This window comes from Nonomuraea sp. NEAU-A123 (genome assembly GCF_018603905.1).
Taxonomy (GTDB): domain Bacteria; phylum Actinomycetota; class Actinomycetes; order Streptosporangiales; family Streptosporangiaceae; genus Nonomuraea.
Genome location: NZ_JAHFZZ010000011.1, coordinates 76,078 through 100,433, shown reverse-complemented (window position 1 = coordinate 100,433; position 24,356 = coordinate 76,078). Strand labels below are relative to the sequence as shown.

Sequence of the window (24,356 nt, the reverse complement as noted above, 5' to 3'; positions counted from 1 at the left end):
GCGACGGGGAACCTGGACTCCAGGTTCCCCGACCGCCGGCTCCGCCCCAATTCGCGTGCGGTCAGAGGGATGGAGCTTGAAGATCACTCTTGGGGCTTGCCCGCCTGCGGGGCACCACGGTCCCGTCCAGGCAGGTGGCACCGATGATGCAGTCGGCGATCACAGTTACCTGCCGTACGCTCACCTCAACCACTACGAACGCGCGCACTGGACCGTGGAAAATCGTCTCCACTGGGTCCGCGACGTCACCTTCCGCGAGGACCATTCCCAGGTCAGGACCGGTGCCGCACCCCGAGTCCTGGCCAGCTTCCGCAACCTGGTCATCAGTACCATGCGCCTGGCAGACCGCGCCAACACCGCCCATGCCCGCCGTGACCTGCTCGATCACAATGCCGCCTTCACCGTCTACAACATCTGATCAACATGCCGGAACTCGACAAATCGAATCAACGCCGGGGCCCTGGGCTCGGCGGTGCTCAAGAAACGTGTACCAAGCTCCTTGCGATCCGCGCTGCCGCTCGGCATGAACTCCTTGATCACCTTGGCGGCAGCGACGCCCCGCCACCCAAGGAGAACCGTGACGGCGAGGATCCCGCTCAACCAGAGCGGGATGTCCGGCCCAAGATCGATCACTGCGTGCGCCCTTCCTTTGGTCCGAAAGGGCAAGGCAGATGATGCCAGGCTACGGCGCTCCTCAGTCGCGGCACACCAACCAGCCCTACCCTCGGAAGAAATGAGGAAGAGCCCTCTTACTGACGAACGAGCGAAAACGCTAGAAGCGCATCAAGGGTGGCAGGCGCAGGCGCGAGAGTGGAGAAGAAGGCCCAAGCCGTCATGACCCGCCGGCACGGCATTGAGGCCGCCACCAAGGTGACGCGATGCGAGACCCCTGTAGCCTCTTTTCGTGAGCACACTTTGCTCAGCAATAGAGTCGCGCCCGCGCCTTGAACTCGCCGTCAGTCAGAAGGACATTCTTGTCACGGTCGGACAGGTACTCCTGGATCAAAATTCTGTCGAGCGGAATATCCTTCTTCACCTTGGTCGTGAAATCAACAGGGCGGAGCATGGCATTAGTTTTCGAGGAATAGGCGGCAACTCTATACTTCACCCCGTCCTCGAACTTCAGGTTTCCTTCCTGGAGGGACCACCCGGCGGGTATCTCCTCCAAGTTCAGGGAGGCGCTGCCGCCGGTCAGCGACGGCGCCTTGATGTCCGCCTGTTCCTGTAGTTCGCCAGCAGTGTCGTAACGGTAGAGCTGCACTCCATCCGGGGCGCTCCCAGCACACCAGGACGTCACCATCACGAGCTGCCCGTTGGCAGTCACGGTGACCCCGGTCGCGCCCATCTGCGCCGGGCTGCCGTAGCCACAGGCCACCAGCAGGAAGCTGAGCGTCAGAAAGGTTACGGTCCTCTTCATGCTATGGATCCTCGCGACAGCGTTACGGTATGTCAACAGCGGTACCGGCCGTCTTTCAGGCCCGCTTCTATTTCAAAGCGGTTCTTGCATGCGTCGAATCCGGCGGCCGCATAGAGAATGGGAAAGGCGAACCAGTATCCGGTTTGATTGGCATAGTAGTACCACTGGTCGCGATGAATCTTCTCGTGTTTGGCAAGGTCCGCATCGATATCCTTCGACCATAGCCTGGTGACGAATACACCGGCGATCGTATATCCGCTACGCCCATTCGGGATATACTTATCCGGCATCCCCGTACACATCAACATCCCCCGATGTGTGCCGCAATGTCCCTTTACCGAATCAGCCCAGGCCATGACGGCGCGTTCTACGTCCCTGAGGTTGCTATTGGCGAATATAGCGGCGACAATGTTACTGGGTATGTAAGGGTACAGCTTACGGAAGGCTTTTTCTCCAATCTCGATCGCCTTGGCACCAAGATCTTTGATGAATTGGACGGCAGCCCCTACTCCGTTCTGCATGCTGTTGAATACGCCCTCGAGCCATTCGGGGATTCCTGCCTTTTGCGCCGTCGAATCCCCCGCAGCCGGGCCGGACGCTATGTATTGGTCGAGGTCGCCAGCTGCCAGCATTGCCAGTCCTGCAAGGATCTGATATTCCTTAGCAGACTTGAGGTAAGGCACGTAGAGCTCCAGGAAGTATTCTTGTGCTTCCTTCGACATCTTCCAATAAGGCACGCCCTTCTCGACTGGCCTGCCGTTATGCATGACCTTCCAGCCCAATCTCTTGAGTTCGTCATCACCGAACCAGAATTTCTTTTCCTTCTCCAGCTCGAACTCCCGAAGGTAGCTTGGATCGACCTCGGCACCTGCGCATCCCCAGATGTCGCAGGCGATGGCACCGCCCGAGTAGTTGCCTATGGAGCCGCAGCTGCCGATGCACAGTCCGCTTCCTGCGCCTGTGGCCTGCACGATGCCGTGCTGGGCGTAGTAGTCGATGGCCGTTTGGTTGTCGATGCCTGGGGTGTAGGGGGAGTTCCAGGTGCCGCCGACCGCGTCGCCGGAGATGACGGTGGAGTGGCCGGTGGGGTCGGTGCCGGTCAGTGGTGAGGCGTTGGCGTAGGTGTAGCGGTTGGCCTGAACGGATGGGCTGGGGTTGAGGGTGGCGGTGTCGCGGCTGGTGAAGGCTCCGGTGCCGGGCTGGTACCAGCGGGCGTGCATGTTGACCTTGCCGGTGTCCGGGTCGGTGTAGGCACCCTGGTAGCCGAGGGTGGTCTTGACGCCGGTTTGGGCGGTGATGGTGCCGAACGGGTCATATGCAGTGGTGGTGGCCAGCGCGGTGGTGTTGTAGGTAGCGACCAGGTCGCCATGCAGGTCGGTCAGTGTGGCCAGGGCGGGGTTGGTGCCCTCTTGCTGGCCGAGGAGCGTGCCTGCTGCGTCGCGGCCGTACTTGGCCTGGACGGCGCCGCTGCTGTCGGTGAGGGCGGCCAGGTCGTTGCTCAGCCCGGCGTAGGCGAAATTCTGCTTGGCCGCGCCTTTGATGCGGGAGGTGACGCGGTCGAGGGCGTCGTAGCTGTACAGCGAGTCGCCGTCGGCGATGAGGCGGTCGAAGACGTCGAAGGTGTAGTTGGTGGTGGTGCCGGCTTTGGTTTCCGTGGCCAGGGTGCCGCGCGGGGTGTACGTGTAGTCGGTGCCGTCGCCGCTGGTCAGGCGGTTGCGTTCGTCGTAGGCGTAGGTCTTGGTGCCGGCCTTGGTGCGGTTTCCGGACTTGTCCCACTCGTAGGCGGTGGTGGCGCCGCCCGGGGCGGTCCATGACGTCAGCCTGCCAGCGTGGTCGTAGCCGTAGGTGTTGGTGCCCGCTCCGGCCAATCCTGCGGTGGTCTTCGTGGTGAGGTTGTCGTCCTTGTCCCAGCCGTAACTGATCTTGGCGAGTTGGGTGCCTGTGCTGGTGCCCTTGCGCAGCGTCTGGGAGTCCAGCCGGTGTGCGTAGTCATAGGTGAAGATCTGGGTGTCGACCGTGGTGGTCCCGGTGGTGGCGGTCAGCGAGGACAGGTTGTCGGCCGCGTCGTAGCCGTAGGTGAGTTTGCGGCCGGTGACCGGGTCGGTGGCGGTTGCGGGCCGGTTGTTGGCGTCCCAGGTGAAGGTGGCGGTGCCGGCGGCGTCCACGCGCTGGGTGGGGTTGCCCAGGCCGTCGTAGGCATAACCGGTCAGCTGGGTGGTGCCGCGCTTGATCGACAGGGGCAGGGTGCGGTCGTTGTAGTCAACGGTCAGGTCGCCGATGGTGGTGGGGCGGTCAGCCAGGTCGTAGCCGAAGGTGCGCTCCGCGGTGGCGGCACCGCCGCCCGCGCCGCTCTCCTTGGTGAGCCGTCCGAGGTGGTCGAAGGTGCGGTCGATGCGCACCCCGCCGGGCTGGATGACCACATTGGGGTTGCCGGCCGCGTCGTAGCCGGTGCTCCAGGTGCGGTCGGCGGCGTTCGGGTGGGCGGTGGTGGCCGGTTCGGTGACCGTTTCGGCGAGGGCGAGGCTGTTGTAGGTGGTCCAGGTGGCGTAGCCGCGGCCGTCGGTGAGGCGGGTGCGGGCGCCAGTGGCGTCGTAGCCGAAGCTGGTGGTGATCGAGTCGGTGGCGGAGATGGGTTCGATCAGTGAGGTGACGCGGTTGAGCGCGTCGAAGGTCTGCCGGGTGGCGTGGTCCTCGCCGGAAGTAACGCTGGTCTGGTTACCGGCCGGGTCGTAGCCGACGCTGGTGGTGCGCCGGATGGTCGTACCTTCCAGGTCCTTGGTGGCGATCTTGCGGCCGGCCAGGTCGTACTCGGCGGTGGTGGAGTTACCACGCTGGTCGGCGGTCTTGATCAGGCGGCCGGCCAGGTCGTACTTCATCGTGGTGGTGGTCGCCGTGGCCGTGCCCTGCGCGACGATCTGCGTCTCGACCTCACCGGCCGCGTTCGGCGAGTAGTCGATGGTCTTGTTGCCGGGGGCGACCGTCTTGGTGAGGTAGCCAGCCTGGTTGTAGGTCAGGTTGGTGGTGTAGACGGCCGCGGTGGGCTTGCGTTCGATCTGGGTTTGGGTGATCTGACGGCCTAGGCCATCGTAGGTGGCGGCGCTGCGGGCGCCGGTGGGGTCGACGTTGGCCAGCTTCTCCCCGGCCATGTCGTATTCGATGATCGACCGGCCGGGGGTCTGCCCGTCTGGGGCGGGGTCGGTGATGCGGACCTGGCGGCCGAGCTTGTCGTACTCGAACGTGGTCGTATTGCCGCGCGGGTCGGTGGTGGAGGTCAGCTGACCGGCCGTGTCGTAGCCATAGGCGGTGGTGGGGGTGACGGCGGTGCCGCCGGGCGGGGTGTAACTGGGGGCGCTCTGGCTGGTCAGCCGGCCAGCCTTGTCGAAGACCGAGGTAACCGTCCGGCCTTCAGCGTCCGTGGCGTGGGTCTTGGCGCCGAGCGTGTCGTAGCCATAGTGGTCGGTAGGGTGGGCGTCACTGGACGTGCCAGCCTTGTCCACCTTCACCTGCGGGCCGCTCGCCTCGATCAGCCGGCCAAGCGCGTCGTAGCGCATAGTGGCGGTGAAGTCGGCCGCGTTCGCGCCGGAGGCGTTGCCGCGCGGGTCAGTACTGGCAACGGCCACGCCACGATCGTCATAGGTGGTGGTGGAGACCAGGTCCTGATCACCGTTCTCCACCGTGGTCTTGGTGACCTGGTTGACCTTGTTGTAGGCGTACTCGGTGATCTCAGCGCGACTGGATCCGGTGCCGGTACGAGTCGTCTTGAGCACGTTGCCGTTGGCGTCGTAGACGAAGGCCGTCTTACGGGCCAGACCGGCGGGGTCGAAGGTCTGCGAGGTCAGCCTACTGGCGGCGTCGTAGACGTAGTCGGTGGTGATGGCCTTGTCGCCGCCGGTGACCAGTGTCAGCTCGTTGCCCGCCGCGTCGTAGGTGTGATCCTCCAGCACCACATCCTGCGGGGCGTTGGTCGGATCGTTCAGCTTGGCCCCGGTGGCGATCTTCTGGTCGAGGAGGTTGTCCTTGAAGTACGTGAACGTGGTCTTGCGGAGCATCGAGTCGACCTGGGACTCCAGACGCCCGCTGGCGTCGTAGGTGAACGACTCCAGCACCACATCCTTGGCCGGCTCCGGGCTGACCGGGCTGCCGATCCAGCCCTTCAGCGTGCGCGATAACAGCTCTCCACGCTCGCTGTAGCCATAGTCGACCACAGCACCCCGCGCGTCGGTCACCGTGCCCAGCTTGCCAATGGTGTTCCAGGTCTGCCGGACCACGCCGCCACCCGGGTCGGTAATCGTCTCCACCCGGCCGAGGCCGTCATAGGTGTAGACGGTCGACCGTTCGGCGTCGCCGCCGGTCAGGTCGGCGATCGTCTCGCTCAGCTTGTTGCCGTCCGGGTTGTAGGCGTACGTGGTGCGCTTGGTGTGCGTGACCCCGGAGACCTCGTTCTTCACTCCAGGCTCCGTCTGCGTCAACGGACGGCCCAGCCCGTCGTAGGTGAAGGTGGTCTTCACCCCGTCCGGGTTCGCCTGCGAAACCTCGGACTTCTCGCGCACGCGGCCGAGCCCGTCGTAGGTCAGCTTGGTCAGCAGGCCCGCTGCGTTGGTCTGCTCGGCCAGGTCACCCGCTGCGGTGTAGCGGTAGGTCCAGGCGTTCCCCCGCGCATCCGTTTGCGATGCGATCAGTCCCGCGGGGGTGGTGCCGCCGCCGATCGCCGCCTCACTGCCATCGGTATAGGCGACACTAGTCGAACTGCCATTGGGGAAGTCCGATGTAGCCGGAGTCTTTTCCTTCAGCTGCTCGCCATACTGGTTGTACTCCCACTTAGTGGCATAGGTGTCGCTGTCAGCGTCGTCCGAGCGGGCATCACGGTAGACGAGCATCTGGTCATTGCGTGGGTCGAACTCGTCGTCTTCATTGACGTGATAGCTGGCATAGGCGTTCTGGCAGTCGGTCGTCGTTGTACGGCAGGAGTTGCCTTGGATCGGGTTGCCGCGCTTGTCGTTCCATCGCTGGAAGACGTTGCCGTTGCCGTCGGTCACCTTCGCCACGAAGCCGCCGGTGTCGTATTCGTAGCTCGTCTTGACACTGCGTTGATCTTGCTCGTACACCAGCCGGTCCCCGCGTCCGGGATCATAGACGTAGTCCAGAGTGCCGTTGCGCGGATCGGTCACCGTGATCTTGGTTTCCCGCTCCAGCCAGTCGATCTCGGACTCGCCGAGCTGCCAGGTGCCGCCTTGCCGGTCAATGTGCGTCTTGAGCCGGTCGGTGCCCTGGTCGTAGGTGTTCTTCGCCCAAATCCGGCCCGACGGCAGCGTAGTCTGCGTCAGCTTGTTGGCCACCTTGGTTCGGGCCGCCCAATGCGCAGAGATCTCCGCGTCGGTCAGCGGCTTGTCATAGACGGCGAACTCGTCGATCGACCCCTTGAACGCGAAGGCGCCCGAGGCCGTCTGCCCGCCGGGGATGTCGGACCAGGAAACGGCACGATCCCCACTGCCGACGTAAGCCTCCGAGCGAAGTTCCTCATACATCTCGCCGCTCACCTGGCCGACGGCCTGCCCGTCCAGGTACAGCTTCTGCTGCTGGCCGGACACGCTCAGCACCACGTGATGCCACTGGTTGTTGTTGACCGGCGCGGCCGAGGTGATCGGCGTGTACACGTAATCGCCGGAGCTGTTCGTGATCTCACCCAGCTGGCCGCGCAGCTTGCCATCCACGCCCACATACAGCACCGGCTCGGTGGCGCCATACGGAGAACCGAACTGGCCAGCGGAGAAGATGATGCCGTTCTGCGAGGTCTTGAACCAACCCTCGACTGACACCTGGTCCCGCGCCCGCGACAGTGTGTAGAACGGCAGCGCCATCGTGGACTTGGTGAACCCGACGGCCGTGTCCGTGCTGCCCTCCAGCGCACCCGGCTGCCCCACCGTCACATCGGTGTAAACCCCGGTCCCGCCGCTGCTGCCCAAATTCTCCGGCGGCTCATATTGGGCATCGCCCAGCCGCCAATACCCCACCGGCTCCGAATCCAGCACGATGCCGCGATACCGCGACCCATCCGCATAGCTGTAGCTGGTGCAGTTCGGCGCGGCCACCGGCGCGCACACCGTGGACAGATTGCCACCGACGTAGGTGTAGGACCACGTCGATGCCTGGCCGTCGACCGGATCGGTGGACACCGTCGCCACCCGCGGCCCGTTCCAGGTGAAATGCAGCGCCCGACCGCCAGCACCGGTGATCTGGCTGAAGGTGCCATCGCTTGCGTACGTCAGCGTCTGGCTGCGCCCCCGCCGATCGGCGATCTTCGTCAGCCGACCCGCCGCATCGAAGGTGTAGGTGTTCGACGAGGTATCCATCAACCGCCAGCCGCCACCCGATACATCGGCCAGCGCATCATGCATCCCGGGTGGCGGCTGATAGGTGCCATTTCCCCGGTTGGCGAACCGGACCCGGCGACCGTTCGGATAGGTGACCAGCAGGCTTGTCACCGTCGTACCCGACCGCTCCGCGAGGACCTTCATGTCCCACTGCGTCGACCAGCCCGCCCCGAAGATTCCATCGGTACGCGCATCCAGGCTGTTATAGGTGCGCGCCACCGACAACGGTGGCCCGGCCACCGCCACCTTCGCGTCCACGAAGCTGGAGGTGTAGTTGCCCACGATCGGCGCGAACTCCTGACCGTCACCGGCCCGTTCCCCCAGATGCGGACTGGTCAGCGGCTGCCGCGCCCCGGTCGTCACCAGCATCTCGGCGCTGTCGGCCGTTCTGCCGCTGTCCAGATCGCGCACATGGGCCGACCATTTGTACTCCTTGCCCCATTCCAGCTCGCCCGCCGGAACCCGCCAGGAATACACCCACCCCAGCTCACCGGACTCCACACACGTCGGCACCGGGGCGGGCGGGAACGGCGGAATCGGGTCGGTCTCCTCAGGTACTTCACAGATCTTGAACGAGACGCTCAAACCCTTGTCGTTGACCGACCCCACACCGATCTTCGTGTACTCCAGCACCAGCAGCGGCGTCGCGCTCACCAGTGCCCCGGTCTCTGGATAGGTGTCATCGATTAGCGGCCAAGTGTCACCCGACGTCTGCTGATCCGCCAGCTCCGCACGCTGCACTCCGACCGGAAGGTCCGATTTCGCCGTGTCCTGCCGCACCGCAGGACGCACCTCCAATGGCAGCGCACCCCGCACGCGCTCCCGCCGCTCGGCGGAAGCGCCTCCCCTAGGAGGCTGGTCGGCAGAGGTACGTACGGACTTCGGCACATGGGTGCCTGAACCCATCAACTGCTTCGGTGTGACCAGCTTCGCTTGCGCATCCGCCGTCTCATTGATCACCAGCGCCTGCGCGGCCACGGGGAAGGCGGCAAGCGACAACAAGCCGGGCAGCAGGGCGGCAAGAACCAGCACAGCACAAGGCCATGACAGCAACCGGCGCATACGCCGTCACACTCCGAACCACGCGGGGCACCTCACGGCACCGGACGAAGCCCCAGCTCACCCGGCACGAACCCGAAGGCCCCCGACCGTGCGGTTCGGAGCAAGATTGCCAAACGGACCGAGCGTAAGCTCCAGACAAAACGGACACAAGATCGATTTTAGCGATCAAGAGTCACGGAATGTGACTTACCGCATGATTGGGAACACATACCGACATATGCGCATGCAGGGGCTAAGGAGTGATAGTTCGTGCAGTCGCTGGACAGAGGGGCGTTCAGGACAGGCCGATTGCAAGTTCGGACTGGTGAGTCGCTATCCAGGACCCGCATTCGGGTGCCAGCCGAGGATTGCTCTGATGCGACGGGCTACACATACAGGCGCATGAGGATCCTCATGCTGCGCATACTCTCCACCGGACGCTTGGTCCCTCTGACTCAGTTCGCGGCGCCACGGATCTCAACCTTGTCCGCTGGTAGGACCTCCACGTCGCCTCCCCGTTCGACCACGGTTACCCAGCCGTCGTCGGCAAGGTCGAGTTCCCCACGCTCTGATTCGCTGGCCCTGCGGTTGGTGATGCGTGTCTTGGAGTCCACGACGATATACGTGCTGAAGTCCGCTCCGGCCCGTACTCCCGCGGTTCTTCACCGTGTAGACGAGGTCGCGAGCTCGTAGCAGGCCGAGCGCTTGCAGGATCGTTTGGCGAGCGACGCCATATTGCTGTTCGAGGTGGGCGGGAACCCTTTGCCGAGGCCTGCACGGTGAAGCCCGCGGATCGCTCGCCCGAGTACGCCTGAGCTTCGGTCCTGGCAGCCCTCTCTGCCCCCTTGAAGGCCCGTTCTGGGGGCCGCGTAGCTACAAAGATCGCGGCCCCCAGACTGGATCATGAGGAGCAGTCGTACAGCCCGTCCTGGCCGGTCACGGCCTTGCAATTGGCCTGGACCCAGGTGGTTACCTCGGTGTTGCCTCTGCCGGGGCCGCCGCGGTCGTCGCCGCCCGCCATTACGTAGCGGAGCTTGCCGGAGGAGACGAGTTCCTTGAGCTTGGTGACGGTCATGGCGGGGTCGCTGCCGGTGAAGCCGCCCATCGCGAGGACCGGCTTGCCGGTGGACAGGATGGTCGAGGACGCCTGCATGGCGCTGCTCACGGCGACGAGCCACTCGGCCTTGCCCTGGTTGGCCACCAGGTAGGAGACCATGGAGCTGCTGACGCCACCACCGGGACCGCCGCCGCCCATCCGCCCGAACCGCCGCTCCGTCCCCTGGTCGTCACCGGCCTGCCCATCCTGGCCCTGCGGGACTTGACCCTGCGGGCTCTGGTCCTGCCCGTCCTGGCCCTGAGGCATCTGGCCCTGCGGGACCTGGCCCTGCGGCATCTCACCTTGCGGCATCTGGCCGCGGAAGCCGCCGCCGCCAGGGCCGCCGAAGCCCATCCCGCCGCTGGACGGTCCCGCGGTCGGGTTGCTGCCGTTGACCTGCGAACCCAAGGGCGACACCGCGAACGCGGCCGGTCCGGCGAGCCCGGCGATCGCCGTCGCCACGAGCGCGACCGCGGCCGCCTTCACCGCGATCTCCTTGCTGAACTTGGCCAGTACCAGCCCCGCCACCGCGACCACGGTCGCGGCGAGCACCGCCCAGGCCAGCCACGGCACGAAGTCGGGAGTACGGCGGAGCACCACGAACGACCACGCGCCCGTGACGGCGACCCCCAGCGGCAGCGCCCAGGCCCACAACCCGGGCCGCCGGTAGGCGTCCCACATGGCCAGCCCGCCGAAAGCAGTGACGGCGGCGACGGCGGGCGCCATGGCGGTCGTGTAGTAGGGGTGGAAGGTGCCGCTGGCGAAGCTGAACACCATGAAGTGCACGACGAGCCAGCCACCCCAGACCAGCCACGCGGCGAGGCTTGCCCCGGGCTGACCGGCGGTCCCCGAAGTGCCGACGACCCCCGAAGCGCCAACGGCTATGGGCGGGGCAGCGACCTCGGGCGCAGTGCCGACCTTGGAACCGGCGCCAACCGCGGTGCCACCCTCGGGCGTGACCAGGCCGACCCAAGGCGTGGTCGCCTCAGGCTTGGCCGCGGTGCTCGCACCCGTAGCGGCCCCAGGCTCAGAAACGGCGACTGCGACGGCACTCGTGTCCGTGTCAGCCCCCTGCGGCGCAGTGAGCTTGGCGCGTCGCCACCGCGCGGTCAGCGCGAACACCAGGGCCAGCCCGCAGAACGGCAGCAGCCAGGAGATCTGGCCCGCCATCGTCTCGTTGAACAGCCGGTCAGCCCCGGCGGCACCGCCGAACGAGGCCCCACCCCCGCCGCCGAACCCGCCCGCACCGCCGCCACCCGGGCCGCCGCCACCCTGACCGAAGATGCGCCCGAGACCGTTGTACCCGATGACCAGGTCCCAGACGGAGTTGTCGGTCGAACCACCGATATAGGGTCGCGAGTCGGCGGGCAGGAGGTCCACGATCACCATCCACCAGGCGCTCGACACCGCCATCACGGCTCCGGCGGCCAGCAGGTGGCCCACGCGCTTGCCCCAGGAGACCCGGGCGCACAGCAGGTACGCCAGGACGAAGGCGGGCACGACCACGTACGCCTGGAGCATCTTGACGTTGAACGCCAGCCCGACGAACAGCGCGCACACCAGCAGCGAGCGCAGCCGTCCGGTCCGCAGCGACTCCAGGCAGAACCAGGCGGCCAGCACGAGCAGGAACACCAGGATGGTGTCAGGGTTGTTGTCCCGGTTGATCGCCACGGTGATCGGCGTGAGCGTCATGACGACGGCCGCGATCAGGGCGGCCACGTGCGCCTGCCGTACCTCCGAGTAGGCAGATGCGAGCCGAAAATCCTGCCCTACCTCCGAGTGGGCAGACGCGGGCCGCAGAATGGGGAAGGCACGCCGTACCGACGAGTAGACCAGCCCGACGGAGGCCACGCCGGCCAGCGCCTGCGGGATCAGCATGCTCCACGTGTTGAATCCGAAGATCCGCGCCGAGAGCCCCATCACCCACAGGGCCAGCGGCGGCTTGTCAACCGTGATGAACGAGCCGGAGTCGAGCGCGCCGAAGAAGAACGCCTTCCAGCTCTTGGTGCCCGACAGGATGGCCGCGGAGTAGTACTCGTTGGCGTTGCCGCTCAGCGCCCACGTATAAAGGACGAAGGCGACTGCCAGCACGATCCAGAGCGCGGGCCGGGACCAGCGCGGGTCTTCCGGGGCGCCGCGCCAAACAGCACCGCGCCAAACAGAGCGGCGGTGGCTCGGCTGGTCGAGGGTCATGGTCATGAGGTCCTCCGGCTCGGATTGAAGACCCAGACACGCAGCAGGAGAAAGCGGACCAGCGTGGCCAGCGCGTTGGCCACGACGACCGCGACCAGTTCCACGCCGTGGGAGACGGTGGCGGGCAGCAGCGCCAGGCTGCCGGTGGTCAGCACCAGCCCGACCAGGAACGCGATCAGGCCCTCGAACTGCTGCCGCATGGCCCCGGCCGACCCGGTCACGCCGAAGGTGAAGCGGCGGTTGGCGGCGGTGTTGGCCACGGCGGTCACCAGCAGCGCGATCGCGTTGGCCATGAGCACCGGGATCACCTGCCGCAGTCCCGAGAACAGCAGCAGGTACGCCAGCGTGCTCACCACGCCCACGACGGCGAACTTGGGCAGTTGCGCGGCCATGCCGCGCGGTAGCTGGGCCTGCGACACCCGGGCGGGCACCGGGATGCGGGCCGCGCCGGACAGCGTCTTGCGGGCCACCCTGACCAGGCCGCGCAGGTCGTCCTTGGCGGTCTGGAAGACGTCCACCCGGCTGTCGGGGTCGTCCACCCAGTCGACGGGCACCTCGTGGATGCGCAGCCCGTGCCGCTCGGCGAGCAGCAGCAGTTCGGTGTCGAAGAACCACTGCTCGTCCTCGACGGCGGGCAGCAGCGCCTGCGCGATCTCGGTGCGCACGGCCTTGAACCCGCACTGGGCGTCGGAGAACTTGGCGCCCATGAGGTGGAGCAGCAGGTTGTAGGAGCGGGAGATGAACTCGCGCTTCGGCCCGCGCACCACCCGCGACGCCCTGGCCAGCCTGGTGCCGATGGCCAGGTCGCTGTGGCCCGACAGCAGCGGGGCCACCAGCGGCAGGAACGCGTCGAGGTCGGTGGACAGATCGACGTCCATATAACTGACGACGTCCGCGTCGCTCTCCGACCACACCTGGCGCAGTGCCCGCCCGCGTCCCTTGCCGTCCAGGTGTACGGCCCGCACGTGGGGCAGCTCGGCGGCCAGTTCGATGGCCAGTTGCCAGGTGTTGTCCGTGCTGGCGTTGTCGGCGATCGTGATGCGGTAGTCGTAGGGGAAGGTGCCCGACAGGTAGGCGTGCAGCCGGCCGATGCTGTCACGCAGGGCCCGCTGCTCGTTGTAGACCGGGACGACCACCTCGACCAGGCGGGTCTTGAGTGTTGTGTGCATGACCTGAATCTCATCGTTCGGGTCTTTAACGGGACTTAGCCGATTATGAGTGCGGGGTGAGATTCCCGGGCAGTTCGACGATCGCGATCGCGCCGCCGCCGGGGGCGTTCTCCAGGCGCACCTTTCCGCCCGTCTCGGCCACGGCCTGCGCGACGATCGCCAGCCCGAGCCCGGAGCCGGGCAGGCCACGCGCCGCCGGCGAACGCCAGAAGCGCTCGAAGACATGCGGCAGGTCCTCTTCGGGGATGCCGGGCCCGTGATCGCGCACGGTCAGCTCGCCTTGGCGCAAGGTCACCTGGACCTCGCCGTCCGGGCTGAACTTGGCGGCGTTGTCGATGAGGTTGAGCACGGCACGTTCCAACGAGGCGGGACCGCCGACGACGTACCAGGGGGCCAGATCGGTGGCGACCGCGGCCCCGCGCAGCCGGGCCCGCTCGGCGGCGGCCCGGACCACGTTGCTGAACTCGAGCTCGATGTGCGGCTCGTGGTCGGTGTCGCCGCGGGCGAGCTGGAGCAGATCGCCGACCAGCGCGGACAGCTCGGCGAACTGGGCCTTGACGTTGACGAGCAGCCGTTGCTTGGCGCCGGGGTCGAGGCTGCGGCCGGTCTGCTCGCTGCGCAGCAGCAGGTCGATGTTGGTACGGAGGGTGGTCAGCGGGGTGCGCAACTCGTGTCCGGCGTCGGCGACGAGTTGCTGCTGGCGCTCACGCGATCCGGTCAGCGCGGTGGTCATGGCGTTGAAGGAGGCACTCAGGCGGGCGATCTCGTCATTGCCCCGCACCGGGATGCGGGTATTGAGATCCTCCGTTCTGGCGATGTGCTCGACAGCCTTGGTGAGGCGGCCGACGGGGCGCAGCGCCGTACGGGAGACCAGCAGGCCGGCCGCGGCGGCGAGGAGCACGCCGAACGCCGCCACGCCGGCGAGCATGAGCACCAGGTTGCGCAGCGTGCCGTTCAGCTCCGCCAGGGGTCTGGCCACCACGAGCGCCGCGCCCTTGTCGATGTTGGTGGCGAGCACGCGCACCGGGGTGCCGTCGTCGTAGTAGCCGTCGTAGAACTCCTGCGCGTGGGGGTACGACGCGGCAATGACCTTGTCGTGCGGCGTGACCTTGATCGCGGTGTTGCCCATGACGCAGCGGGCGCCGGTGGCGAGGACAAGCTGCATCGGCTCGGCCCAGGGGCCGCGCTCACCGGGACCTCCGTTGTCGACGGGCTGGTCCGAGCAATGCCGGGCCGCGTTGTTCATGTCCCTATATGGCGGGTTAATCTGCTTCAGCGACTCGTTGAGCTGGTACGAAAGCTCCCTGCGGACGATGTACCAGCAGCCCACGGCCGAGATCGCCACCGCGATCGCCACCGCCGCCGCGACGAGCAGGGTCATCCGGGAGCGCAGACTGCCTTTCCTCACGGTGCGGCTCGCAGCGTGTACCCCACCCCGCGGACGGTGTGGATCACACGAGCCTCGCCACCGGCCTCGGTCTTGCGCCGTAGGTACATCACGTACACGTCGAGCGAGTTGGACGTCGGCTCGAAGTCGAACCCCCACACCTCGCCCAAAATCTGCTCGCGGGTCAGCACCTGGCGCGGATGCGACAGGAACAGCTCCATCAGCAGGTATTCGGTCCTGGTGAGGTCCAGCCGCCGCTCGCCCCTGGTCACCTCGCGGGTGTCGGGGTCCATGCGCAGGTCGCCGTAGCTCAGCGTGACCTCGGGGGCCCCGGCGTGCAGCGCGCCCCGCCGCAGCAGGGCGCGGACCCTGGCCAGCAGCTCGTCGAGCTCGAACGGCTTGACCAGGTAGTCGTCGGCGCCCGCGTCGAGCCCGGAGACCCGGTCGCCGACCGCGTCGCGGGCGGTCAGCATGAGCACGGGGATGTGGTTGCCCGTGGCCCTGAGCCTGCGGCAGGCGGTCAGCCCGTCGAGGCGCGGCATCATGACGTCGAGCAGCACCGCGTCATAGGTCTCGCGCGCCAGCTCGTCGAGCGCGGCCTGCCCGTCATTCGCCGTGACGACCTTGTAGCCCTCGAATTCGAGGCTCGACTGCAGCGCCTCGCGCAACGCGGGCTCGTCGTCCACCACCAGCAACTGTGCAGGCTCACTCATGCTCTTAAGCTAAGGCCCCATCATGAAAACGCTATGAACGATTTCGGGGATGTTTCATGAGTCCTGCCACGTGACGGGCATGGCGTTCGCCCCGAAGATGACCTGACTGTACTTGAACGAAACCTCCTCCTCGCTCACCGCGAGACGCAGCGACGGGATGCGCTCGAACAGCGTCCGGTAGGCGATCTCCAGTTCGGCCCTGGCGAGGTTCTGGCCGAGGCACTGGTGCACGCCATAACCGAAGGCGACGTGGTGGCGGGCGCCGCGGTCGATGTCGAACTCGTCCGGCCGCTCGAAGGCCCGCTCGTCCCTGTTCGCCGAGGCGCCGAGCACGAAGATGCCCTCGCCCTTCCTGACGAGCTGACCGCCGATCTCCTGGTCCTCGACGGCCACCCGGTCGAAGGCCACCCAGTCGACGATCGAGAGGTAGCGCAGCAGCTCCTCGACCGCCATCGGCCACAGTCCCGGGTCCTCCCGCAGCCTGGCGAGCTGGCCGGTGTGGCGCAGCAGGGTGAGGACGCCGAGCGGAATCATGTTGGCGGTGGTCTCGTGGCCGGCGATGAGCAGCAGCGAGATCATGCCGACGATCTCGTCGTGGCTCACCTCCCCCGCCGTGATCAGCCGCCCGAGCAGGTCGTCCTTCGGCTGCCGTTCCGCCTCCGTGACCAGGTCGTCGAGGTAGTTCTTGATCTCTATGATCGCGGCGAAGCCCGCCTGCGGGTCGTCGCTGGCCACCATGATGCGGGTACGCGACTGGAAGAACTCGTGGTCGGCGTACGGCACGCCGAGCAGCTGGCAGATGACCAGCGACGGCAGCGCCAGCCCGAAGTCGGCGACCAGCTCGGCCTCCGGGCCCTTGGCGAGCATGTCGTCGATGAGCAGGTCGGCGGTCCGCTGGATGCCGGGCCGCATCTCCTTGACACGCCTGACGGTGAACTCGGGGATGAGCAGCCGCCGGTAGCGGCCGTGTTCGGGCGGGTCCATGTCGATGAACTGGCCGACCCTGAACCGTTCCATGACCTCGCGCTGCTCCTGGGTGGGCTCCTCGGTGGTGAAAGCGTTGTTCGGGTGGCCGGGGGTGGCGGGGCTGGTGCTGATGCCCTGGCCGTTGAGCACCTGCCTGGCTTCGGCGTACCTGGTGACCAGCCAGACGTCGCCGTTGGGCAGGGAGGCCCGCACGAGCGGCGCCTCCTCGCGCATCCGCTCGTACTCGGGCGGCGGCGCGTACGGGCAGGTGCGCGGGAGGGGGAAGGATTGGGTCATAGTCTTGCTCCCTACAAAGCCGGATTCGCATTGCTTATTTCGCGAAAGCTTACTTACGTGAAAGTAAGCAATGCTGGGCCCGGCCGTCAAGTGGACGGGAGCGGAATGGCAGGGCGGCGGACCGACACACGTGAGCGGATCCAGCGGGTCGCGATGGAGCTGTTCGCCGAGCGGGGCTACGACAAGACCACGTTGCAGGAGGTGGCGGAGCGGCTGGAGATCACCAGGCCGGCGCTCTACTACCACTTCCGGACGAAAGAGGAGATCCTCGCCAGCATCGCCGACGGGTTCATCTCCTCGCTCGACGAGCTCGGGGAATGGGCGCGGGCGCAACCGGACACCTTCGAGGCCCGGGAGGAGATCCTGCGGCGGATCGCCGGGCTGCTGGACGACCGGTGGCGGCCGCTGATGCGGTTCGCGCAGGTGAACCAGGGGGTGTTCGCCGAGACGTCGGTGGGCGACCGGATGCAGGAGCGCATCATCACGCTGCTGTCGGTGCTGAGCCGGCCGGGGGGCGACGCGGTCGTGCAGTTCGAGGCGCGGCTGGCGGTGTTCGCGCTGATCCTGGCCACGGTGCCGGAGCTGTTCGGCATGGACCTGCCGCCGGCCGAGCTGGCCTCCGCCGCCATGACCGTGGCCGTCCGGCTGGTCTCGGATCACGAGTCGTCAGGCGAATCCTCAGGCCAGTAGGGCCATCGCCGCGTTGTGGCCGGGGATGCCGCTGACGCCGCCGCCCCTCCGGGCGCCGGCGCCGCACAGCAGGATCCGCTCGTGCGCCGTCTCCACCCCCCAGCCGCCTTCCTCCGCGTACGGCCAGCTCAGGTCCCGATGGAAGATGTGCCCGCCGGGCAGCCCCGCCTCGTTCTCCAGGTCGACCGGCGTCTTGGCCTCCACGCAGGGCGTGCCGTCAGGGGCGCGCAGGAGGCAGCCCTCGATGGGCTCGGCCAGCACGCTGTCGATCGACGCCAGGGTGGCCTTGAGCGCCTCATCCCTCGCCTTATCCGGATTTTCCCGGAATAGGCGGGCAGGCATGTGCAGCCCGAACAGCGTCAGCGTCTCCGCCCGCCCCCGCAGCTCGGGGCCGAGGATCGACGGGTCGGTCAGCGAGTGGCAGTAGACCTCGGCGGGCGGCAGCTCCGGGATCCGGCCCCGGGCCGCCTGCGCGTGGGCCCTGGCCAGTTGGTCGCGGCTCTCGTTGATGTGGAACGTACCGCTGAAGGCCGCTCGCGGGTCCACCGAGGCGTCCTTGAGCCGCGGCAGCCTGCTCAGCACCATGTTGACCTTGAGCTGGGCGCCCTCGGGCACCTCCGGCGTCGCGCCGAGCAGCCGGTCGAGCACGGCCGGCGGCAGGTTGACCAGCACGTGCCGCCCCGTGACCGTGTGCTCGCCGTCGTCGGTGCGGAACGCCACCTCACCCGACGGCGAGATCCCGATGATCTCCGCACCGGTCCTGATCTCGGCCCCCGCCTGCCTGGCGGCCGCTTCGAGCGCCCCGGACACCGCGCCCATCCCGCCGACCGGCACGTTCCAGTCGCCGGTCCCGTCGCCGATCACGTGGTAGAGGAAGCACCGGTTGGCCAGCAGGTCCGTGGCGGGGTCGGCGAACGTTCCGATCAACGCGTCGGTCAGCACCACGCCACGCACGGTGTCGTCGCGGAACCGCTCGTCCACGACCTGCCCGATCGGCCGCTGGAACATGTCCCGCCACGCCTCGGCGCCCACCAGGCGTTCGATCTCGGCGGGTGTACGCAGGGGTTCGAGCAACGTAGGCGCCAGCGCCCGGGCCACCCCGGCGGTCAGTCCGTAGAACTCCGCCCACGCCCGGTGGTCGGCGTCGCCTCCGGTGACGGCCCTGAACGAGGCGGCGGTGGCGTCTTCGTCGCCGTCGTCCACGAGCAGGCCGGTGTCACCGTGGGGTGTGTAGGAGGAGTAGCGGCGACGGCGCAGGTCGAGGCGGAGCCCCAGGTCGCGGACGATCTCGGTGGGCAGGAGGCTGACCAGGTAGGAGTAGCGCGACAGCCGTACGTCCACGCCCGGAAAGGGTCGCGCGGAGATCGCCAGGCCGCCCACGTACCCGAGCCGCTCCAGCACCAGCACCCGCCGCCCGGCCCGCGCCAGGTAGGCGGCCGCCACCAGCCCGTTGTGCCCGCCACCCGCGACAACGACGTCATAGGACCCCATATCCGCACCATACCGAGTGATCGCCGCCGTAAAGTGCCGGGCATGATGAACGCCTGTGTCACGGGAGGCGGACGCCCGGCCTTCGTGGTGAACGTCGAGGTCTTCCTGGAACGAGACGGCCGCTGGCTGCTGATCAGGCGCGGCGAGCGGGAGGCCCACGCGCCCGGCATGCTCAGCGGCGTCGGCGGCAAGGTCGAGGCCGACGGCATCGGGGACGCAGTCCTGGAGGAGACCGCCCGCCGGGAGGTCGCCGAGGAGGTCGGCGTCGACCTGACCGGGGTCGCGTTCTCGTACGTGGAGAGCGCGTTCTTCGTGACGGACGACGGCGACCCGGTGATCAACGTGGTGTTCTCGGGCCGGCTGCCGTCCGGCGCCCGGCCCTTCGCCGCCTCGGGCGAAGAGGTGGCCGGGCTGGCCTGGCTCACCCTCGCGGAGGCCGAGGCGGACCCGAACTGCCCGCCGTGGATCCTCCGTACGATGCGCAAGCTTTAGCGCCTCGAACTCCGCCGTCGGGTCAGGCGGACCCTGCGCCAAAGGTGCGAACGACGTCGGACAGCGGGGTGGCCGGGTGGCCGGTCAGACGAGGGATGGCGTCGCTGACTCCGTCGAGTTCGCCTTCGGCGATGGCGGTGTAGGTCGAAACCCACGCGTCGACCTGCCAGTCAGGGGCGCCGTAGGAGGCGCGGGATCGGTAGGCCTCCGCCACGGTCTCGGGGTGGTAGGTGATGGCGCGCCCGGTCGCCTGCGACAGGATCGCGGCGATTTCGGCGAGGGTGAGCGATTGCGGGCCGGTCAGGTCGTAGGTGGCCCCGGCGTGCTCGGGAGCATGGAGCAGTACGGCGGTGGCGGCTTCGGCGATGTCGTCCTGGGCGACGACCGCGGTTCGGCCCTGCCCGCCTGGGCCGCGGATGACGTTGTCGTCCCCGACCAGGGCCGGCGTGAAGTCGGCGTAGAGGTTGTCGCGCAGGAAGGTGAAGGCCAAGCCGCTGGCGCGGATGTGCTGTTCGGTGGCCCAGTGGTCACGGGCGAGGGTGAACGTCGCATCGGGGGCGGCCCCGTAGAAGGAGATGTACACCAGGTGGGCGACGCCGGCTTCGGCAGCGGCGTCGACGAAGGTGCGGTGCTGCTGGAGGCGGTCGGGGGTTTCCGAGGCCGACACCATCAGGACCCGGTCAACGCCGTCCAGGGCCCGCAGGAGGGCGTCACGCTCGCCGAACCCGCCGCGGACCGCGGTGGCGCCGGGCAGCCGCGGGGCGCGGTCCAGGTCGCGGACCACCATGGTCTGCGGGGTGCCGGCGGCGGCGAGCCGCCGGGCGACGCGCCCGCCGAGGTTGCCGGTGACGCCGGTCACCGCGAGCTTCGCGTCGGTGGCGTGGCTGGACGGGCTCGTCATGGGCGGACCTTTTCTATCGGGTGGTCTCGGCTTCTGTCGGGTGCTCTCGGCGGGTCGGGTGCTCTCGGCGACAAGTGTGCTCATGGGCGGCTGGCGATCGCCAGGAGGGTGGCGGCCGGGGCGGCGAGTGTGCGGCCGCGGCGCCACACCGCGCGCAGGTTCCTGACCAGGTTCAGGCCCGCGAGCGGCACTTCGACCAGGCGCCCCGTGGCCACCTCCGACTCCACGGCGTACCCGCTGAGCACCGCGGGCGCCGACCCGGCCTGGGCGGCGCCCTTGACGGCCGAGTTCGATCCCAGCTCCAGCCGCGGGCTGGCGCGGTGCAGGCTCCTGAACGCCACGTCCAGCGTCTCCCTCGTGCCCGACCCGGGCTCGCGCACGACGAGCGGCGTGGCGGCCAGCTCCGCCCCTTTGAGCGCGGTACGGCGTCGCGCCCAGGCATGCCCCGGCGCCACCACGACCACCAGCCGGTCGGTGCCCACCACGCGGCTGGCCAGTCCCTCGGGCACGCTCGGCCCCTCGACGAAGCCCAGCTCCACCTCCCCTGCCAGCACCCGGGCGGCGACGTCGGCGGAGTTCACCACGTCGAGGCCGACCTGGACGCCAGGCTCCCGGTTCTGCAACTCGCCCAGCCAGCGCGGCACCAGGTACTCGGCCACCGTCATGCTCGCCGCCACCCGCAAATGGGCCGCTCCGCTGTGCCGTACCGCCTGGGCGGCGCGCATCAGCTCCTGGGCGGCGGCGAGCACCTGCGCGGCCCAGCCCGCCACCATCTTGCCCTCGGCGGTCAGCGTCGACCCGCGCGGCGTACGCTCCAGCAGCGGCAGGCCCAGACGGCGCTCCAGGTGCGCGATCCGCTTGCTGGCCGACGGCTGGGCGATGCCCGCGACCTTGGCCGCCTGCCCCAGGCTGCCCAGCTCGCCCACGTCGACCAGGAGCTTCAGCGAGTCGAGATCCGGCAGCGTACTCATAGCCACAGGCTATGACCTACCAGGCAACGGATGGCTACCGAGCCCTCCCGGCACTCAGAACACTGGGATCATGTCCTTCACCGCCCGTCTGCCGCACGATCGTCCGCCTGGTGATCGTCGCCTGGGTGGTGACCGACCCGGCGACCACCCACCTGGTGACCGCCGGAGCGGCGACCGTCCGAGTGACCACAGTCCGCTCGGCGGCCGTCGCCTCGGTGCCCGCCGGCTTGATGATCGGCTGCCTGGCGTCGGTGCGGCGGCGCTGGCGGTGGTGTTAGCGCTGGTCGTGAACCATTTCGTGCCCGTGCTCAGCCCCGCGGTCGTCGCCGTGGTGTCGGGCGCGGCGCTGGCGAACCTGGTGGGCGTCGGCGAGCGGCTCAAGCCCGGTCTGCGGTTCGTCGCGAAGCGGGTGCTGCGTACCGCGATCGTGCTGCTCGGCCTGCAGATCGCGGTGCCGCAGGTGCTGGCGCTGGGGTGGCGGACGGTGGCCGTCGTGGTGCTGGCGACCGGCGTCACGTTCACGCTGACTCCGCTGATCGGCCGCCGTCTCGGCCTCACGCCGGGCACGTCGCTGCTGGTCGCCACCGGCGTCTCGATCTGCGGCGCCGCCGCGATCGCGGCCATGCGCGAGAGCACCGACGACTCCTCCGACGATGACGCGGCCAGCGCGCTCAGCGTGGTCGTCCTGTACGGCACCACCGCCATCGTCCTCGTACCGCTGGCGGCGTCCTGGCTCGGGCTGTCACCGACGCAACTGGGTGTGTGGGCCGGGGCCGCCGTGCACGAGGTGGCCCAGGTGGCCGCGATCGGGGCCGCATCGGGCGTGCTGGTCACCGCCGTCACGGTCAAGCTGGGACGCGTCATCCTCCTCGCCCCGATCGTCGCCCTGACCTCCTACCGCCGCCACCGCCACGCCGTTGCTCCCGGCCAGTCCAAGCGGCCACCGGTCATCCCGCTGTTCGTGGCCGGGTTCCTGGCGATGGTGGCGCTGCGCAGCACCGGCCTGGTCCCCGACGTCGTGACCACCGCGATCCCCCAGGTCACGAACGTCCTCATGGCCGCGGCCCTGTTCGGCCTCGGTACGGGGATCGATGCCCGCATACTGGTCAAGGGCGGGCGCGCACTGCTGCTCGGCGCCATTGCCACCGGCCTGGTCGGGGCCGTCTCGCTCGCGGGTGTCATGCTCCTCGTGTGATCATCGGTGGACGTGCGGCCGGTCCATCCGTAACGTGCTTAAGCGGAACAAACTTCGTAAAGTAGACCGTTCCATAAAGCCGCCGTACGAAGGAGCACGAAACCCGCATGCAGCACGCCGCCGACCCCATCCTCCGGCCGTCCGACGAGGTCGCCGAAGCCCTCGCCACCGGCGCTCCCGTCGTGGCCCTGGAGTCCACGATCATCTCGCACGGCCTGCCGCAGCCGCGCAACCTGGAGGTCGCCCGGGAGCTGGAGGACATCGTCAGGTCGGCTGGTGCCGTACCGGCCACGATCGCGGTGCTCGACGGCGTCGCCCACGTGGGCCTGAACGGCGTGGAGCTCGAACGCATCGCGACCGAGTCGGACCTGCGCAAGCTGAGCCGGCGCGACCTTCCGGTGGCGGCGGCGCTGAAGGCGAGCGGTGCGACGACCGTGTCGGCCACCTCGTTCCTGGCGGCCCGCGCGGGCATCCGGATCTTCGCCACCGGCGGGCTCGGCGGCGTGCACCGGGGCTGGGTCCAGGAACAGGACGAGTCGGCCGACCTCGACACGCTCGCGCGTACCCGGATCACCATCGTGTGCGCCGGGGTCAAGTCGATCCTGGACGTGCCCGCGACCCTCCAGCGCCTGGAGACCCGCGGCGTGACCGTGGCGGGATACCGTACGGACACCTTCCCCGGCTTCTACCTGCACTCCTCCGGTGAGCCGATCGACTGGCGGATCGAGTCGGCCGACGAGGCCGCGGCCATCATGCGCGGCCAGGACGCGTTCGGCGGTCAGGAGAGCGCGCTGATCGTCGCCAACCCCATCCCGGTGGACCGGCAGCTCGACCCGGCCCTGCACGACCGCGTGCTGAGCGAGGCGCTGGCCGCCGCCGACCGCGAGGGCGTGACCGGGCAGAAGATCACCCCGTTCCTCCTCGGCTACCTGGTGGACGGCACCGGCGGCGCCTCCCTGGAGGCGAACCTGGCCGCGGTCCGCGGCAACGTCACCCTCGCGGCCCAGATTGCGCTCTCCTGGTCACGAGCGTGACCGGCACCGGCCTCCTCGTCATCGGCGACGTCGTCACCGATGTGGTGGCCCTGCACGACTCGCCGGTCATGTCGGGCACCGACACGGCCGCCGACATCGTGCTCCGTCCCGGCGGCTCCGGCGCGAACACCGCCTCCTGGGCCGCCCACCTGGGCGCCGACGTACGGCTGCTGGCCAGGCTCGGCTACGACAGCAGTGAGTGGCACACCGCCGAGCTGATCAAGACCGGGGTGCGCCCGCACGTACGCGTCGACCCCGACCATCCGACGGCGATCGTGATCTCGATGGTGGACCGGACCGGCGAACGCTCGTTCCTCACCAACCGGGGCGCGGGCGGCCGGATCTCCGCCGAGGACTGGGACGGCTCCCTGCTCGACGGGGTGGGCCGCCTGCACCTGTCCGGCTACACGCTCTTCGCCGAGCCCGGGCTGCGGCTGGCCAGGCTCGCCATGGCCGAGGCCCGCGCCGCCGGGGTGGCCATCAGCGTGGATCCCGCCTCGACCGGCTTCCTGCACGAGTTCGGCATCGACCGGTTCCTCCGCGAATCCGCCCCCGCCGACCTCATCATCCCCAACCGGGACGAGGCCCTCCTCCTCACCGGAGCGCCGACCCCTCAGCGCGCCGCCGAACTGCTCAGCGAGAGGTACGGCACCGCGATCGTCAAGCTGGGACCCCAGGGCGCGCTGGCAGCTTCGGACGGCACCGTGACGGCCGCGACAGCTGGGGTTCCAGCGAAGGTCGTGGACTCGACGGGAGCGGGCGACGCGTTCGCTGCGGGATATCTCACAGCAAGGTTGAACGGTGCCGGTGAAGGGCAGTCTTTGGAGGCCGGATGCCGGGCCGGAGCCGAGTGTGTGGCCCTGGTGGGCGGTCGGCCACGGTACGGTTTGGAGCTGAACCTTCTTTACCCTATTCACACCGATTGATAGCTT

Annotated in this window: 18 protein-coding genes; 7 read left to right on the top strand and 11 right to left on the bottom strand. The window is 68.3% G+C overall.

What is annotated here, in order from left to right; genetic code table 11:
* Positions 1-76: 76 nt before the first annotated feature.
* On the top strand, positions 77-418 hold the full coding sequence (locus tag KLK06_RS32215) for a hypothetical protein (RefSeq protein WP_214639570.1): 342 nt from the start codon (positions 77-79) through the stop codon (positions 416-418).
* On the opposite strand, the gene KLK06_RS32210 is transcribed toward KLK06_RS32215, so the two are convergent.
* The 8 genes from KLK06_RS32210 to KLK06_RS32175 form a co-directional block, all read right to left on the bottom strand.
* The gene (locus KLK06_RS32210) at positions 406-633 is read right to left on the bottom strand and encodes a hypothetical protein (RefSeq protein WP_214639442.1); all 228 of its coding nucleotides are present in this window, start codon (positions 631-633) and stop codon (positions 406-408) included. The genes KLK06_RS32215 and KLK06_RS32210 overlap by 13 nt on opposite strands.
* Before the next feature lie 286 nt (positions 634-919).
* Entirely contained in the window at positions 920-1,417 is a 498-nt protein-coding gene (locus KLK06_RS32205) for a hypothetical protein (protein WP_214639441.1), read from the bottom strand.
* A 32-nt stretch (positions 1,418-1,449) separates the two neighbouring features.
* Complete coding sequence (locus KLK06_RS32200; protein WP_214639440.1) at positions 1,450-8,820, bottom strand: RHS repeat-associated core domain-containing protein; 7,371 nt, start codon at positions 8,818-8,820, stop codon at positions 1,450-1,452.
* A 910-nt stretch (positions 8,821-9,730) separates the two neighbouring features.
* Positions 9,731-12,124 carry a glycosyltransferase family 39 protein gene (locus KLK06_RS32195; RefSeq protein ID WP_250906349.1) on the bottom strand — a complete coding sequence of 798 codons (2,394 nt, stop codon included), beginning with the start codon at positions 12,122-12,124 and terminating at the stop codon, positions 9,731-9,733.
* On the bottom strand, positions 12,121-13,287 hold the full coding sequence (locus tag KLK06_RS32190) for a bifunctional glycosyltransferase family 2/GtrA family protein (protein WP_214639439.1): 1,167 nt from the start codon (positions 13,285-13,287) through the stop codon (positions 12,121-12,123). The genes KLK06_RS32195 and KLK06_RS32190 overlap by 4 nt, the downstream gene beginning before the upstream one ends.
* Before the next feature lie 43 nt (positions 13,288-13,330).
* Complete coding sequence (locus KLK06_RS32185) at positions 13,331-14,668, bottom strand: cell wall metabolism sensor histidine kinase WalK (protein ID WP_214639438.1); 1,338 nt, start codon at positions 14,666-14,668, stop codon at positions 13,331-13,333.
* A gap of 23 nt (positions 14,669-14,691) precedes the next feature.
* A complete protein-coding gene (locus KLK06_RS32180; protein WP_214639437.1) occupies positions 14,692-15,387 on the bottom strand; it encodes a response regulator transcription factor in 696 nt (231 codons plus the stop codon).
* 54 nt (positions 15,388-15,441) lie between these two features.
* On the bottom strand, positions 15,442-16,650 hold the full coding sequence (locus KLK06_RS32175; protein ID WP_214639436.1) for a cytochrome P450: 1,209 nt from the start codon (positions 16,648-16,650) through the stop codon (positions 15,442-15,444).
* Positions 16,651-16,755: 105 nt separating this feature from the next.
* On the opposite strand from KLK06_RS32175, the gene KLK06_RS32170 reads away from it, so the two are divergent.
* Positions 16,756-17,340: a TetR/AcrR family transcriptional regulator gene (locus tag KLK06_RS32170; RefSeq protein WP_214639435.1), complete on the top strand. Its 585-nt coding sequence runs from the start codon at positions 16,756-16,758 to the stop codon at positions 17,338-17,340.
* Here KLK06_RS32170 and KLK06_RS32165 read toward each other — a convergent pair.
* The gene (locus KLK06_RS32165; RefSeq protein WP_214639434.1) at positions 17,329-18,831 is read right to left on the bottom strand and encodes an NAD(P)/FAD-dependent oxidoreductase; all 1,503 of its coding nucleotides are present in this window, start codon (positions 18,829-18,831) and stop codon (positions 17,329-17,331) included. The genes KLK06_RS32170 and KLK06_RS32165 overlap by 12 nt on opposite strands.
* 42 nt (positions 18,832-18,873) lie before the next feature.
* Between KLK06_RS32165 and KLK06_RS32160 the strand changes: the two genes are divergently transcribed.
* Positions 18,874-19,323, top strand: coding sequence for an NUDIX hydrolase (locus KLK06_RS32160; protein ID WP_214639433.1), 450 nt, complete (start codon positions 18,874-18,876; stop codon positions 19,321-19,323).
* A gap of 22 nt (positions 19,324-19,345) precedes the next feature.
* Here the strand turns inward: KLK06_RS32160 and KLK06_RS32155 are convergent, their stop codons facing one another.
* On the bottom strand, positions 19,346-20,224 hold the full coding sequence (locus KLK06_RS32155) for an SDR family oxidoreductase (RefSeq protein WP_250906348.1): 879 nt from the start codon (positions 20,222-20,224) through the stop codon (positions 19,346-19,348).
* A gap of 80 nt (positions 20,225-20,304) precedes the next feature.
* Positions 20,305-21,195: a LysR family transcriptional regulator gene (locus tag KLK06_RS32150; protein WP_214639432.1), complete on the bottom strand. Its 891-nt coding sequence runs from the start codon at positions 21,193-21,195 to the stop codon at positions 20,305-20,307.
* Between the two features lie 110 nt (positions 21,196-21,305).
* Here KLK06_RS32150 and KLK06_RS62555 point away from each other — a divergent pair, with 110 nt between their 5' ends.
* The 4 genes from KLK06_RS62555 (at position 21,306) to KLK06_RS32130 (ending at position 24,350) form a co-directional block, all read left to right on the top strand.
* Positions 21,306-21,473: a hypothetical protein gene (locus KLK06_RS62555; protein WP_214639431.1), complete on the top strand. Its 168-nt coding sequence runs from the start codon at positions 21,306-21,308 to the stop codon at positions 21,471-21,473.
* 8 nt (positions 21,474-21,481) lie between these two features.
* Entirely contained in the window at positions 21,482-22,390 is a 909-nt protein-coding gene (locus KLK06_RS32140) for a putative sulfate exporter family transporter (RefSeq protein WP_214639430.1), read from the top strand.
* A 107-nt stretch (positions 22,391-22,497) separates the two neighbouring features.
* Positions 22,498-23,424, top strand: a complete 927-nt coding sequence (locus KLK06_RS32135; protein ID WP_214639429.1) for a pseudouridine-5'-phosphate glycosidase — start codon at positions 22,498-22,500, stop codon at positions 23,422-23,424.
* Complete coding sequence (locus KLK06_RS32130; RefSeq protein WP_214639428.1) at positions 23,421-24,350, top strand: carbohydrate kinase family protein; 930 nt, start codon at positions 23,421-23,423, stop codon at positions 24,348-24,350. Before KLK06_RS32135 ends, KLK06_RS32130 begins: the two co-directional genes overlap by 4 nt.
* Positions 24,351-24,356 lie beyond the last annotated feature (6 nt).

What these genes read in the sequence shown, in the direction of transcription:
- KLK06_RS32190 (WP_214639439.1), bottom strand. Translation starts at nt 13,287, where the DNA reads ATGCACACAACACTCAAGACCCGCCTGGTCGAGGTGGTCGTCCCGGTC.
- KLK06_RS32195 (WP_250906349.1), bottom strand. Translation starts at nt 12,124, where the DNA reads ATGACCATGACCCTCGACCAGCCGAGCCACCGCCGCTCTGTTTGGCGC.
- KLK06_RS32155 (WP_250906348.1), bottom strand. Translation starts at nt 20,224, where the DNA reads ATGACGAGCCCGTCCAGCCACGCCACCGACGCGAAGCTCGCGGTGACC.
- KLK06_RS32205 (WP_214639441.1), bottom strand. Translation starts at nt 1,417, where the DNA reads ATGAAGAGGACCGTAACCTTTCTGACGCTCAGCTTCCTGCTGGTGGCC.
- KLK06_RS32170 (WP_214639435.1), top strand. Translation starts at nt 16,756, where the DNA reads ATGGCAGGGCGGCGGACCGACACACGTGAGCGGATCCAGCGGGTCGCG.
- KLK06_RS32180 (WP_214639437.1), bottom strand. Translation starts at nt 15,387, where the DNA reads ATGAGTGAGCCTGCACAGTTGCTGGTGGTGGACGACGAGCCCGCGTTG.
- KLK06_RS32175 (WP_214639436.1), bottom strand. Translation starts at nt 16,650, where the DNA reads ATGACCCAATCCTTCCCCCTCCCGCGCACCTGCCCGTACGCGCCGCCG.
- KLK06_RS32165 (WP_214639434.1), bottom strand. Translation starts at nt 18,831, where the DNA reads ATGGGGTCCTATGACGTCGTTGTCGCGGGTGGCGGGCACAACGGGCTG.
- KLK06_RS32185 (WP_214639438.1), bottom strand. Translation starts at nt 14,668, where the DNA reads ATGACCCTGCTCGTCGCGGCGGCGGTGGCGATCGCGGTGGCGATCTCG.
- KLK06_RS32135 (WP_214639429.1), top strand. Translation starts at nt 22,498, where the DNA reads ATGCAGCACGCCGCCGACCCCATCCTCCGGCCGTCCGACGAGGTCGCC.
- KLK06_RS32160 (WP_214639433.1), top strand. Translation starts at nt 18,874, where the DNA reads ATGATGAACGCCTGTGTCACGGGAGGCGGACGCCCGGCCTTCGTGGTG.
- KLK06_RS32150 (WP_214639432.1), bottom strand. Translation starts at nt 21,195, where the DNA reads ATGAGTACGCTGCCGGATCTCGACTCGCTGAAGCTCCTGGTCGACGTG.